The organism is Vibrio sp. zbq_1 (assembly GCF_043102935.1).
Taxonomy (GTDB): Bacteria; Pseudomonadota; Gammaproteobacteria; order Enterobacterales; family Vibrionaceae; genus Vibrio; species Vibrio parahaemolyticus.
Genome location: NZ_JBICJH010000004.1, coordinates 668,262 through 682,403 on the forward strand (window position 1 = coordinate 668,262; position 14,142 = coordinate 682,403).

Sequence of the window (14,142 nt, forward strand, 5' to 3'; positions counted from 1 at the left end):
TTTAGTGATGGTCATCGGTTTCCTGATTTAAATCCAGGTACTAGGGCTCGAATAGAGTCAACATGCTCTAGCTCGTGTCTATTCATCAACTGCAAGTTAAAGGCATGCGGCGGCAAAGAAGCATTAGGTGTGCAGTCTACGTGGAGGTCATTTAGCACGTAACCAGCTAACGCTTCGTTGGTTGTAATGTTTCGCACGTATTGACCCTCCATACCAAGATCAATAGCTAAGTCATTTCTATTTTCATGCTTAGAGTGCGGTGCAACACTTAGGACAACGTCACGGTTCCAAAGAGTATCGTCCTCTATAGTCCTGTCGTATGAGCAGTCAGTTTGTTCAGCCTTAAGAATTCTACTTATTCTAAAGCACAGGAATTTACGTCTTTTACTGTCCCAAGCACGGATGTGCCAAGCCCCAAGCCCTTTGAATAGAGAATGAGGTGTCAGGGTTCTAGTCTCGGTGCTAGTTGAGGAACTGTACAGGACAGAAATACAGTGCTTATTAAGGATCGACCTTGTGACTTGAGAGACGATATCAATGGATAGTGAATCCAACACTGTCGCAAAGCTGCTTACACCATAAGTTGTTACTGGAATGGAGTTAAGCTCCTGACCCCATGCTATTAACCTCAGAGCTGCTTCTGGGTCATGCTCAAAAGCTGGGCTAAACGATGCTGACCTCATGTATGCTCGCAAGCTTTCGTTGAAAACCGTGTTGTCGGGAAAACGTTCTTTGTAAGCATTAAAAGAACGGCTTGCTGTAGCAACGGCAATATCACCATGCTGAATAAGGTCGGAGCGATTCACTTTCCCAAAGAAGCAGAGATAGAAATCAATAAGCCTTAGTCGTTTGGTTTGCGGAGATTCGACACAACGCATAATGATTACCCTTATCAAAATGAACTGTACTAATTTACTCTAACGAATCATTTGATTCCAGTGTAATATGACACTAGTTGATTCTAGCAATGTTGCTTGACGTGTTACTTATGGTATAAATTTCTGGCTGTTGAGGACTACAATGAACGTCAATGACTACTTATCCAAGATCGAAGAAGGCTTGCCGATAAACTTGAAGGGGTTTATTGAGAAGCTTAGTTTGAAAGACCCTGAACAGTGGATGTCCATCTATAAAGCAAAGCGTGTAAGCAAAGGACACGTGCTAAAGGTGTTAGATGAGGAACGTCACACCTCATTCTATACAAAGGATATTTCAAGTCGAACCGATGGCGCTAAGCAAGGCAAATCACACGCTATTAATACAAGTTTTTCTCATATCCTCTTATTTAACACGACTAGTTTTCCGAATACTCCATATGTGATTGTTTCATCAGAAGGTGGGGTGATTAGTTCCTTACCCAAGCTGAACGATCAAGCTGTGGTCATTGAGAACATAGAGAATTTTTATCGGTACATGTCTTTTATGGAAAGCATAGGACGTGAAGAGTTGATTGAGCAAACTGACTTTTTGTTTGGTGCAGGGACACAAATCAATAACAGCCTAAATTTAAAGTTTCTTACGAACTACAAACGGATCTACGTAGCGGGAGACTTAGATCTAGGTGGTCTGAAGATTTTTAGAACACTAGCAATGAACGTGTCAGATTGCCATTGGCTTTCGCCAGTTGATTGGGGCAAGTTTGAAGCGTTTTTCAATTTGAAGCCCAAGTCTGTTTCTGAATGGCGACAAGCGATTTCTATTGCCAGTGAGTTAAACCTCGAACAAGAAAAACAATTGTTACATACACATAGAGCATTTTTGGAACAAGAAGCCCTACTACCATAAGGATAAGATGATGGAAGATTTTCGCATAAGTATTTCAAGATTGATTGTTGTCGACTCTGTGGGGGTGGCTATCGCAGAAATCGATCTTAGAAATGGTGGGATCATAATTGCGAAGGGGAATGTTGGTAAAACATCAATACTTAATGCGATTCGGTTGTTTCTACTGCCAGAGACAAACTTCAAGAAGAGCTTTCAAAAGTTTGGGTTCATGAATAACAAAGGTGAACCTTATACGGATGATGAGAGTTATGAGCATTATTTCCCAAGTAGATCGAGTTTCTTGATTTTAGAATGTGAGAATTTTCTTGGCGGCCCAGTTCCACACTGTCAGATTCTGTATAGAGGTGAGTCTAAGTCTTACAAAAGGATGTTTACATCTCTTCCTTACCAGAACATAAAAGATCTATTTTGGGATTCAAGTGTTGGAGAAGATGGTATAGGAGGCGCAGTACAAAACCTATCGATCGACTATGTTAAGAAAGCATTAAAAGAAAGAGATCCTAAGCACTTTAAGACTATTGAGCGTCCTCAGGCAATCAAAGAAGCGCTGTATGCAAATGATTTACTTGATGTAAATGCTATGCGTTATTGCTTATTTCCATTGAGCAAGTTAGATGATGCCAGTATTAACTCCTTTAAAGCGTTAGTTAAGCTCCTGTTTGATATGAAGACTGGTTCCGATGCTGTTAGGCTGGCTATTGCCAACATCATTGAGTCTACTAAGAAAGAGCGTAAAGACGAATTAAGCCTTGATATCAATGAGTTTTTGAATAGAAACCAGATGCTTGGCGATAAGGAACTTCATCTACAGAAAGTAAAAAATCTAAAACCAAAATTTGAAGAACTTTCTATCTCGTACGCCACTTTAACAGACAACCAAAGTGCAGAAACTAAGTTGCTGCAATTTGATCGTGTGCTTAGAGGGGAGTTGGACTCTAAAGCTAAAGAACACAAGTTGCTTGAAGACCAGATACATTTGGCGCTTGAGCAGAACAAGAATAACCAAAAGTTTCACGATGACGCACAACGACACCTCAATGAGTTGAAGGGAGCCCTTAAACAGGAAAGTGCGAAATTGGAGAAACTACAACCTCAGCTAGATACAGCGAAAAGGATCATCGATGATTACTTTGGAAAGCCTATTTCTGAAATTGAAGAGATCCTTGCTGAAGAGCTTGATGAAGAGGTATCCAATCTCGACAACTTAAAAGATGCATCTAAAAGGAAGGTGCGTATTGATCAATTGAAGACGTTAATAGCAGATGAAAATAGGCACATCAGAATACTTAATCGAAGCTTAGAGTTAAAAGAATTTTTCTTATCAAAGCAGTTAGAGAATGGCGACTATCAAATACTATCTTCGATAAATAGTATTATTTCCAAAGCTAACCCTGGTCGTAGGTTAACAGAAACAGAGTTAGATCGTTTTAAAGGATTTTTAGCTCTTTTTGAAAGAGATAATCAGCAATATCGTTTCTTTGATAGAACTCTAAATATTGCCAGTTTGATTGAAGAACATTCAACAGAAGAAGAGCTTGAGCAGAGAACTAAGAACTTAGCTGCTTTTGAGGATGAGTTGCATGAGTTAGATAAAATTGGCAACCAAAGCGATATCCTTACTCAAACTGAAATAGCTAGGTTACAGCGTAAACTAGAACGATATGACAGTGAACTTACCAAAGTTAAGAGCTATGAGTTCAACCTCCAAACCGCTAACCATGCCAATGAGGAAGTACGATCTTTAACCCAACAAGTTGAAGAAGCTGGAAACTCATTATCTAAAGCCCAAAATAGTCTAGACATATCTCAAAGGGAGCTAGCTGAATCAAAGGAGAGTTTAAGTAACTTCAACTCAAATTTAGAAAAACTTAAAGGCTTGAGCCAGAGAGTGAGTAATAGCCTAGCTCGACATCAACTTGTAGATTTTCCACTGGAGAAGCTAAGTGTTGAAAACGTTGAAGTGTCGGAACAGTTTTTTGAAAGTCTGGAAAATGCACTATTAGCAAAAGTGCGGGCGCGTAGTGGCGTTATATCCAATATACATTTTTTGGTTAAAGAAGGTGTCATCGACAATGATGACGACTTGTTTACCGCGACTCTTTCTGATGAACAAATTCGTCATACATATAAGCAGATTGAGTCAAAATTTGTACATGTGGATGAAGAGATAGCTAATCTGAAAAGGCAGTTTGTTGCCCTTAAGAGTGAGATTCATGGAATCATTACTGAACTTGAGAAAAACCGACAGCTAATTGATAGCTTTGAAGGGTTTATTAACACTGAGTTTAAGAAAGCGACCATAAATGATTTATCGGAAGTAAAAGCTAAAATCGGTGTTAATAGTCGATTCGAAGCACTATTGGCAGAGGTAGCACACATTGACTTATACGCCGATAGCCGACTTTCAAGTGAGTTTGTGGATCGACTCAAGACCTTTAGCAAAGAGTTTTTTGATGAAGGCACTGCATCCACTTTAACTATGGAAAAAATACTCACGGGAATCAACTACCATGTTAAAAAACAGGGCGCGAAGAGTCTTGAGACAAAATCTCAGTCCACTTCGACAGTGATGCTAATAAACATCAAACTAGTTGAAGTGTTACTAAAATCTGTCCAGCAATCGAGCTGTAAAGTATTTTTCCCATTAATTATAGATGAGGGAGCTTCTGTAGATCTCTCGCAATTTCAGTGGCTTTTGCCACAACTCAATGAGTCGGGTTTTAGAGTACTAAGTGCATCTACACATTCAGTATCTAGTGAGTTGATATTACTCTTTGGCTACTACTTCAAAATTGACTCGATGAAAACAAGTCTTCCTTATCATCCTGAGCGTCAGATTGCCTTTACTAGTGAACCTGAGTACATCATTAAACCAAGCGTAGCGAAGGAAGATCAGATGTGTATTTTTGGAGAGACTGATGAATAGCCAAGTTCTAGATACACTTCCGACATTTAAGTTAATGATGGAGTATAAAGCCATCATGCTTGAGTCGATAAGGTCAATGGATACATATGGTGAATCGTATGTACGTGAATACGATTTTAATGCAGCTGTATTTAAGTGTCTCAAAACGCTGGAAGGAGATACAACTCAGCAAAATGCTGTCAGAGTAGCTTTTTCAAAGGATAATCTGATTAATTCACATATTTTGTCTGATTTTGATCATTTCGAAGGTGCTGGGAGGCTGTTTTTCGATAAAGCAGTACTGGATATTTTTAGACTGTTTGATAGAAGCTTAATCCAAGAACTTACCCATATAGAGTTAAACACAAGGCTTGTTGCATTAAGGGAGCTAACTGATAGGTTTGACAGTGGTAGCCTTGATTTTAACCCCCAAGACTTGGACTACAAGGAGGCATTGGGAGCTTTGTTTCGAGCTCTTGCTGCTCTGCAAAGTCTAATTCGTAGAAACCTTACTCGCATGGAAGATGTGAATAGGGACTTGAGCGAACAGAGTGAGAAAGCCCTGAAGGCTACCAACCCTAATGTCGTACAAGCATTACAAAAAGACAATATTGAACATATATCAAACCTTTTGGTGAGACATATCCTACCCACTAGAGCTTTTCTGGATGAGAAAGTGGTGCTTAGAGATGGGGCAAATTTATTGGCATGTCTGGAAAAGCTTAAAAGGTTGTTTGAAGTGCATAGTTTAGATAGTGAAGCTTCGACCATGCTCCGATATGCAATTTCATTTAATGCTTATCATAAAGACATAAGTCGTATATCTACATCTATTGATCAGTTCTTAGCTCGCTCAAGGAAAAGGCTCACCCAGTTTAATGCAATCGAAAATGCATTTTCTGAGTTAGTGGAATATTTAAAAGAAACACAACAGGACTTAAGGCGTAAAAGAATCAGTTCAGATTTTGCTCAAACATCAGGTTTGTTTTGTGGTTTGATGAACCAGCCTCGTCCCAAAGACCTCCGACTGAGTGATTCACAGTCGTACTTTAATAATATAACAACGGACATCACCACGAAGCTTGAAGATTACAAACTTGTTAATCAGCTTGATTTATCTCTTTTACAGAGCTCTAAAGATAATAGTTTAGACACGCGCTTGGAAAGGGTGAAACAGGTTAAGCAACTAATGTATTCGATGAGATTCGAGCATTGTGATGATTTAATAAAAGTAGTGAGCGATAGGCTAGAGGGCTTGTTGGACGATTACCAAATACTTGACCTTCTTGAAGCCCTAATGACTCTAAATTCAGTAGGCCAGTTAAACCTTCACAACCATCTTCCAAGAGTTACTAATATTTTTCATGAGATAACGGTAGGTGGGTATGTGTTTAAGTACAGAAAAATAAAATTGGAGGTACGAGAGACTTATGCATACGACTAATAACCTAATATCTAACACTTTCGACTATGCTGACCTCGAACTCAGTCAGCAAGTCTACTCCCAGTTCTCGTCTGGCAAAGTGATCACTAAGCGCATTTATGAAACATATACTCAGCAGTTTATTGAGAACCCTTTGTATACAGAGCTATATAAGCATTTGGATAGCCATTATAGCCTCCTTTACAAGCACATTGGGTTTGAGCTGGTTTTTAACTCTGGAGGCGAATTTTTTCACATTCGTAAAGATGATAGTTCAGAAGATGCGGACGAAAATGCTACTAAGGTACAAGCATTGCTTTTAGTGATAGCTAGGTTTTGGACTGATAAAAGTTTCGATCTAGATGATTTAGCCAATGAACATTTTGGCCTTAAAGCTAAACATATAGATGAGATCAAACGAAATGAGCAGTATGACCGTATTCGAGGGGCACTAATGCCAAAAGATGACTGGGATGCATGCGTGCGCTTTCTCTTGAATCGTAACTTTATGTACCGATGCGGTGATGGGCATTATGTAGTGAGTTCTGCGGGCATGTTCTTTATTCAACACCATGTAAAAAAATACGAAGAATCGATCAGCTAATCTCTTACTTGTTCGCTAAACGAGAGTATTACCTAGTTCTTACAACAGAGCTTTTTGGTTAGTAATGCTCACCGCATATGTAGTTGGTAACACTCAAAGGAAGTTAGATGAAAATTTGGGCGTATGTTACAGATAAGAATCAAAAACCTATTCCAGGTAAGCAAGACCATAGTCAACTCATGATGTACATTTGGGAAGCTCTCAAACTTAAACGGGATCATGGGGCGGAGTTTAACCATTTCATTCTGTGGAGCACTCACAGAGATCCAAAAGATCGGAAGCCTGTGCATCCAAATAAAAATGGCTTTTTTAGATATAATCCTAAGAACGCAGCTAAAGAAGTACAGGGTGATAGTGATGGAGAGAGTCTATCGCATCAGTTAGCAATAGAAGCACTAACGTCTTTAAGTACGATTCCTTTTAAGATCGGAAACCAAGACCTTCCGCTAAAGTTTGAGTACTTTGACAAGGATTATCAATCTACTCGGCTCCAATTTGGTAGCGACAAGTACTTCTATCCTGATGCTATTGGTTATCTGTCTAAAGACTCTCTGATGTACGATGAGTGGGGGGGAAAGGTTGCGTTAGAAATTTTTGTCACTCACAGTTGCGAACCCGATAAGGTGAAGGCATTCGAATCCCACAATATTCCTATCTTGGAAGTAAAGATCTCCGATAGCATTAGGTTTCGCAAAGAATTGAACAAACAGCCTTTTACGCCAGAGGACTTAGAGGACTACTTTGAGAAACTACGCGCTAGATTTAGCCAACAAGTCTTTGCGAAGATTTTGAGCAATCCACTTGTGACGCAACACTCAAGAACAATCATCAAGAAACTGAAAGATACTTTAGATAGTTCTAACGACAAAATGAGTCGTGTAACTAGAAATGTTACACTCTTAGAAAGGGAATCGGCCCGCTATAAGCAATACGTGGAGCAGCTAAAGATTTCGCAAAATCAAGAGTTGGAATCCTTCCAAAGCATCTTGCTTGAGAAGCAGAAAAGCTTTGAGCAAAGTAAATTAGACCTCCATCAGCAATACCAACGTCAGATCGGGATTTCAAAACTCTACACAGGTATGGGGATTGTGTTTACAGGAGTGCTAACTACGCTAATGCTATTTTTGTTAGCACTCCCTCATATCAATTACGAACTTGCTGCTGGGCTAGTCGTTGACTATTTCAATTGGATAAGCAATTGATATTTACTTTGATAACTACTATTCAAAGAGAGCTGTAGAGTCTCTCATACTGTTTATTGCTGAAGTTTCGCAAATTTGGACAACGACTCTGCGCTCACTTTCCTTACTTTTCGTCTTCCTTGAGCCAGATTCGCTGACTCAACCTCAAACTCATGTAATCGGAAATAGCTATAAGTGTACTCTCCTTTATCAGAATACCGATGGTACTTGATTAGACGAATAGGCCCTTGTTGTAGATGTGTCCGAACTAGGTGCTTGAAAGGAAAATCTAAGTTTGGATGAATAAATCGATAGTATCTACTTTTGAAGGCTCTTCTTGGAAGTGATGCTATTGGAATACTAAGGAAGTCTGTCTTAGCACCTTTGATTGACATATTGCAGCGTTTACATGATACGCTGAGATTTTTCATAGTAAACATATGCCTAAGTCTTGATGACTTAGGAATTATGTGTTCAATATCTAATACAAAATTAAACTCCGAATTTATGTCTCTTTGGCAATAGCAGCAAAGTTGTAGAGTTTGCTGTTTCTTTTGATGCTTTATCTTGGCTTTAATAGCTGCAAGATTTTTATTTGACCACTCGGTATGGCCCAACTGTGTTGCTGATTTCATGAGACTAATTTCAGCGTTGGTGAAGCTAATCTTTGGCATTTACCATCTCCAACTCTAAGATAATGTTTCTCACACCGATTAGAAACTCTCGTTGCTTGGTGTCGTAGGATTGCTGGTAGAAGGAGTCAAGACTTTCAGTTGCGTCTTCTTTGGTTAGCTGCCCAATCTCTACTTTGTGAATGAGTTCAATACACCTTTCTGACAATGCGTTGCTTTCTGGCGTGACGATACCAAACTGGTCAATTAGTGCATCTTCTATATTTTTTACTTGCGCTGGAGCTTCAATAAACTGGTCTTGTGATGCCCTGTAAACTGAAACATTTTTTTCGGTAAGCCCACCCGCGACTAGTAAAGGTGAGTGAGTCGCAATGTAGAAGTTGGTCTTATAATAAGGAAATAGATTTTGGAGGTTGGTTATATATTTTTGTTGCCACTCGGGGTGTAGGCTGTTTTCAGGCTCGTCAATCAATATGTTATATCTGGCGTTAGAGTCATGAAGATTAGACGCAATAAACACTGCTGTAGATATTAAGGATAGTTCTCCAGAACTTGCTTGTATCAATGGGAAAACGATGTCCTTTTTTTGAACAACTATTTCAATTGACCTAAATAGTTTAATTTTTTTACACAGCTTTTCGTGTTTTACAAGATTTACCAAAGCCTCTCCCCCCGAAGTTTTGGAAAGAGGTGTTTCTTGGTCTACCCAAAAAGTGTGGTCGGGCTTTAAGGTGCTTCTTATGTATCTAAAACTATTAGATATTACATCATAGTTTTCATAAACCCCTGATTCAGAGTCTGAGTCAAGTAAATGATTCATTAACTCACTCTCAATATTTTCACGAAGACCATTTATCGTTAGCCCAAATTTCTGTGAAAAACCAGCATAGTTTAAGATGTTAAATATGGATGAGAACAACTTATCTTCATGTCCGTAGCTATAAGATATTGCGCTCTTTATAGCCTCTCTAGCAACGAAGCGGCCTAATCTAGAGCCCATATAGTGATATGGCTTGTGAGGAGTTCTTCTAGGAAATTTATCGTTTGGAGCTGTCGAGATTGCAATGACTGTTTCTCCTTTGGCAATTAGGTTAGTTGCGATCTCGCCTAGTTTCTTACTTTTACCAGAGCCGTTTTCACCAACATATATATGTATCATAGAGTGTTACTTGTTATGGTTAGGTTTCTTAGTCTAACTTATTGAAAATAAAAAGCTGATATCTTGATTAGCGACGTTGGAAGTTATTCGACACGACAGTGGCAGACCAAGTCAGCGCGTATTACAAGAGAAAGTTAAATAGCACCTTCAAACTCACTATTTCAACTATTGAGAGTTTGAAGGTGCACCTAAGTTCTCTTTATGATGCTTGATTTATTATCACGCGTAGTTTAATGCTTGATATTTCGTCAATATAGGCTTCAGTAGCTCCCAGAACTGATAGAATATCTTTAGAAATCAGAGGTTTTGAAATTGCTGGTTGAACGATAGCTACTCCAACTTTGAATGAGGCATATCTAGCAACTTTTGACAGATGGATTAGCTGTTCTAGCGTTCCTTTGTCTATACGTGATGCCTTCTCTTGACTTAATCTAACTCGCTCTCTATCGATTAATCTGTTGATCAGAGCTTCTTTGTTAGCAAACCATTTGAAACAGGGGGCCACTTTAGCAGAACTGCCTGAATGGCAACCTTATTGCCCTTCGTTAGATGTTTGGATAGACGCAGATGTTAAAGAAGTTCAAAGAGTTTCTCATCTTATCCCTACTTTAAAGTGGGATGGAGAACCTTTAGGTGTCCGATTGATATATCAGCCCAAAGATTTAGATAGGTTGCGAGAAAACTATGTACGTGAAAGAGATGCTGTAGTTAAGGTAAACAAAGATAAGCAACTATCACTTTGGCCTAGAGACTTTAAAGACTACCTCAAAGAAAAGTTACACGTTGAATTTGAAATCAAAGCGTACTTACTTGATCCGTCCAAGAAAGATGAGACTCAAACGCTATCAAATGACTCTATATGTTTTGAGTCTGATCCATTTAAGGGTATTTTTCGAGTCGATACAATTGAAGCACAAAGAGGTTTTTCTGACCCTCACTCAGATTTAGGAAAGTCAACTAGCAGCTTATCTTCACAACTAAACGAGTACTACAAGCGCCATTTAAATCCATCTGATATGCCTGAGGCTGAAGATTTAGATGCGTTAGAGGCGGTTGAAAAGGCTCAAATCGAGTTTGATTCTCGATTGGATAAAGCCTTTGAAAAAACTCTTGGTGAAATAAAGGAGCTTGGATATCCAGGGTTTACCGATCCTGATATTAAGCTATCGAGCAGGTTGAACCCGATCGATACTTTAGAGCATGATGCCGCTGTAATCTTTGACGTTAGAAAACAGAATTTCGGTGACAATACATTTTCTCTTCCTGAGCAATACAATGGGTTGGGTTACAAAAACTTGAACCATATAATTTTTCAGTTGATTACTTTCCGAGATCGTTGGTTGAAGGTCGGAAAAATAGGCAAAAAGCGCTCGGAAGAAGACGCGGCGATTGAACCTATCCATTTAGTTTTGGTTGAAGAACCAGAAGCTCACCTCCATGCTCAAGTACAACAGGTTTTTGTTCGTAAAGCCTATAAGGTACTTAGAGAGTATGGATCCGTTGAAGCTAACTTAACGACCCAAATGGTTATTAGTACCCACTCTAGCTACGTTGCTTATGAAGCAGGTTTTGAATCCCTTCGTTATTTCAAAAGAAAACCTGCTTCTAAAGAACAACCTACTCCTCAGGCAGAAGTGGTGAACCTTGCGACAGTTTTCCCCTCCGAGAAGAAAAATGAAACTGATGTATCGTCCACGAACAAATTTGTTTCAAGGTATCTAAAGACAACTCATTGCGACTTGTTCTTTGCTAATGGGGTGATTCTGGTAGAGGGAGCTGCGGAACGGATGCTTCTACCACATTTCATTTCCAGTCATCATCAGGATTTGAGACGAAGCTATATTTCAATATTGGAAATTGGTGGTGCTCATGCGCAAAGGTTACGTCCTCTAATTGAGCTTCTAGGTTTACCAACATTAGTCATTACCGATACTGATGCGTGTGACTCTCTAGGGAAAAAAGCTCGCCCGAAAAGAGGGGCTTCTTTAGAGTTTGGCAGTGAAACACTAAAAAGTTGGTTTGAATTTGGTAATTTGACTTTGGACGACCTGCTTGACCTACCGCCTGAGCAAAAAGTTCAAAGTAACGTACGCGTATCTTTCCAATATGGCATTCAGACAAAATTTACGCCGAAAGCGAGAACGACGAAAGAAGTTATTCCTTATACGTTCGAAGATGCAGTAGCTCTGACGAACTTGGAGCTATTTAGGAAGCTAAGTAAGTCAACTGGAATGGTAAAGAAAATGCATTTAGCTACGAAAATGACAACACTAAATGCTTGTTGCAATGCCATGTATAAAGCTCTCGATGGAGAGAAAGCAAAAATGGCTTTAGATCTACTATCTGATGTTGAACCAAACGAGCTGCTTGTTCCTGAGTACATAAGCGAGGGGCTGGTTTGGCTAGAGGGTGAGCTAGAGATGATGAGCTTAGAATACACATGGGCACCAGAAGATCAAGCCTCTGAAATTATGGAGGAAATGATTGGTGAGTAAGCCTAACAGCCTAATCGGTGTCGATCATGAAATCTACGGATACCTAAACCTTGATAACCCCAAGAGCTTTCTATTATTTGCTGGTGCTGGTTCAGGTAAAACTAGGTCTCTAGTAAATGTATTACAAGAAGTACGAGAGAAGAACTTAGGTCGCCTTATCCAAAATGGTCAACGGGTCGGGGTCATAACATATACCAATGCGGCGTGTAACGAAATTCAACGGCGCTTGTCTTATGACCCATTGTTTCATGTATCCACAATCCATAGCTTTGTTTGGGAGATGATTAAGCCGTTTACCGAAGATATTAAAGGGTGGTTTAGGACAAAACTTAGTGCCGATATCGAGGAGCTTGACTTAAAAATCTCGAACGCTAGAGACATCAACGGTAAGACAGCTCAGCAAAATATTAGAAAGAGAGAGACTAAAGCTACGAGATTAGACGAATTACGATTAGTCAGAAAATTTACGTACTCGCCTACAAGTAATAGGATCGAAAGAGGTACGGTTTCTCATGAAGAAGTTATACAGATCACTGCAACTCTATTGAATGAGAGCCCGTTACTTCAAAATATACTTACAAATAGGTATCCCATACTTTTAATCGATGAAAGCCAGGACACCAGAAAAGAGCTCATGGAGGCTTTCATTCAAACTCAAAGTTTGAATCGTTCGAAGTTTTCTCTTGGGTTATTTGGAGATCTCATGCAAAGGATCTACGGAGGAGGGAAACATGATCTAGAGCCCTCCTTGCCTGACGATTGGAAGACCCCTTCGAAAACGATTAATTACAGCTGCCCGCAGCGAGTAATAGAGTTAATTAACAGTATTCGCGAAGAGGATGATAAGAAAAAGCAGGAGCCAAAAGCGGGTGCGCCGCTTGGAGTCGTTAGGTTGTTTATTGTTGATTCTGATACAGCACATAAGCGAGATGTAGAAGCTTCAATTAGAGCTAAGATGTCAGCTATTTCAGAGGATTCTTTGTGGCTTGAGCCAAATCAGATAAAAGCTCTTACTCTGGAACATGCAATGGCAGCTATCAGGGGTAACTTTGATAAGTTTTATTTGCCACTTGCAACAGTTGACAGTCTCAGAGATTCGTTACTTAACGGAACAAATGCTTCTTTAAGGTTTTTGTGTAGTAGCTTGTTACCTCTTGTTGACGCGATCAGAGTTCGAGATGAGTTTGCCATCGCAAACATTATCAAAAAGTATTCTGGTGTTATTAGCTCCACTAACGCGGATTTTTGTTTAGATCCTATATCGACTCTTAAAAATACGGATCAGTCGGTTGAAGAAATTAGGGCCATAGTCTCGGAGCCAGATCCTCCTTTAGCGCAGGTATTGCTCTTGATAAAAGCTTACAAGCTACTTTATATTCCTGATGAACTAAATGCTCTTCTTGTAGAATCATCCAGCTTGAAAAACGATGATGAGGAGGAGAACTTGAGCAAACGGTCAATTGCATGGAATCAGGCTCTTTTAGCTCCTATCAGCCATTTGGCAAACTACGCGCTTTATATTAATGAAGAGTTAGGGTATGGAACACATCAAGGGGTTAAAGGGTTAGAGTTTGATCGTGTTATGGCAATTATGGACGATAACAGTGCAAATGGATTCCTGTTCCGCTATGAAAAACTATTTGGTGCTCAAGAGTTATCCCAGACGGATATACGAAATCAATCAGAAGGTAAAGACTCTGTTCTATCAAGAACTAGAAGGTTGTTTTATGTGATATGTAGTAGGGCAGAAAAGAGTTTAGCTGTCGTTGCATATACCAAAGATCCCAAAGCTGTAAAGAGGAAGAGTTTAGAGTCTGGCTGGTTTACTCAAGATGAAATTGAAATGATGTAGCGGGGTTCTATCTACTTGTAATTTGGTGACAGTGATTTCTAGGTGATAGTGACGTGAAAAAGGCGAACCAAATGGTTCGCCTTTTGTTATTCAAGTTAGTTTCCAA

9 protein-coding genes are annotated in these 14,142 nt (G+C 39.5%); 7 read left to right on the forward strand and 2 right to left on the reverse strand.

Annotated features, from left to right (window positions below):
* Window positions 1–11: 11 nt before the first annotated feature.
* On the reverse strand, window positions 12–878 hold the full coding sequence (locus ACF8CV_RS03360; RefSeq protein WP_055465059.1) for a WYL domain-containing protein: 867 nt from the start codon (window positions 876–878) through the stop codon (window positions 12–14).
* A gap of 142 nt (window positions 879–1,020) precedes the next feature.
* Between ACF8CV_RS03360 and ACF8CV_RS03365 the strand changes: the two genes are divergently transcribed.
* The 5 genes from ACF8CV_RS03365 (at window position 1,021) to ACF8CV_RS03385 (ending at window position 7,919) form a co-directional block, all read left to right on the forward strand.
* A complete protein-coding gene (locus ACF8CV_RS03365; protein ID WP_138937053.1) occupies window positions 1,021–1,785 on the forward strand; it encodes a Wadjet anti-phage system protein JetD domain-containing protein in 765 nt (254 codons plus the stop codon).
* 10 nt (window positions 1,786–1,795) lie between these two features.
* Window positions 1,796–4,711 (forward strand): DUF1749 domain-containing protein, encoded by a 2,916-nt coding sequence (locus ACF8CV_RS03370; protein WP_208871043.1) that lies wholly within the window; start codon window positions 1,796–1,798, stop codon window positions 4,709–4,711.
* Window positions 4,704–6,134: a hypothetical protein gene (locus ACF8CV_RS03375; RefSeq protein WP_138937051.1), complete on the forward strand. Its 1,431-nt coding sequence runs from the start codon at window positions 4,704–4,706 to the stop codon at window positions 6,132–6,134. Before ACF8CV_RS03370 ends, ACF8CV_RS03375 begins: the two co-directional genes overlap by 8 nt.
* Entirely contained in the window at window positions 6,121–6,717 is a 597-nt protein-coding gene (locus tag ACF8CV_RS03380; protein ID WP_055465062.1) for a hypothetical protein, read from the forward strand. Before ACF8CV_RS03375 ends, ACF8CV_RS03380 begins: the two co-directional genes overlap by 14 nt.
* Before the next feature lie 107 nt (window positions 6,718–6,824).
* Window positions 6,825–7,919, forward strand: coding sequence for a hypothetical protein (locus tag ACF8CV_RS03385; RefSeq protein WP_055465063.1), 1,095 nt, complete (start codon window positions 6,825–6,827; stop codon window positions 7,917–7,919).
* Window positions 7,920–8,558: 639 nt separating this feature from the next.
* On the opposite strand, the gene ACF8CV_RS03390 is transcribed toward ACF8CV_RS03385, so the two are convergent.
* A complete protein-coding gene (locus tag ACF8CV_RS03390; RefSeq protein WP_138937050.1) occupies window positions 8,559–9,689 on the reverse strand; it encodes an AAA family ATPase in 1,131 nt (376 codons plus the stop codon).
* Window positions 9,690–10,162: 473 nt separating this feature from the next.
* On the opposite strand from ACF8CV_RS03390, the gene ACF8CV_RS03395 reads away from it, so the two are divergent.
* Both ACF8CV_RS03395 and ACF8CV_RS03400 read left to right on the forward strand, forming a co-directional pair.
* A complete protein-coding gene (locus ACF8CV_RS03395) occupies window positions 10,163–12,184 on the forward strand; it encodes an ATP-dependent endonuclease (protein ID WP_206383816.1) in 2,022 nt (673 codons plus the stop codon).
* The gene (locus ACF8CV_RS03400) at window positions 12,177–14,036 is read left to right on the forward strand and encodes a UvrD-helicase domain-containing protein (RefSeq protein ID WP_138937048.1); all 1,860 of its coding nucleotides are present in this window, start codon (window positions 12,177–12,179) and stop codon (window positions 14,034–14,036) included. The genes ACF8CV_RS03395 and ACF8CV_RS03400 overlap by 8 nt, the downstream gene beginning before the upstream one ends.
* Window positions 14,037–14,142 lie beyond the last annotated feature (106 nt).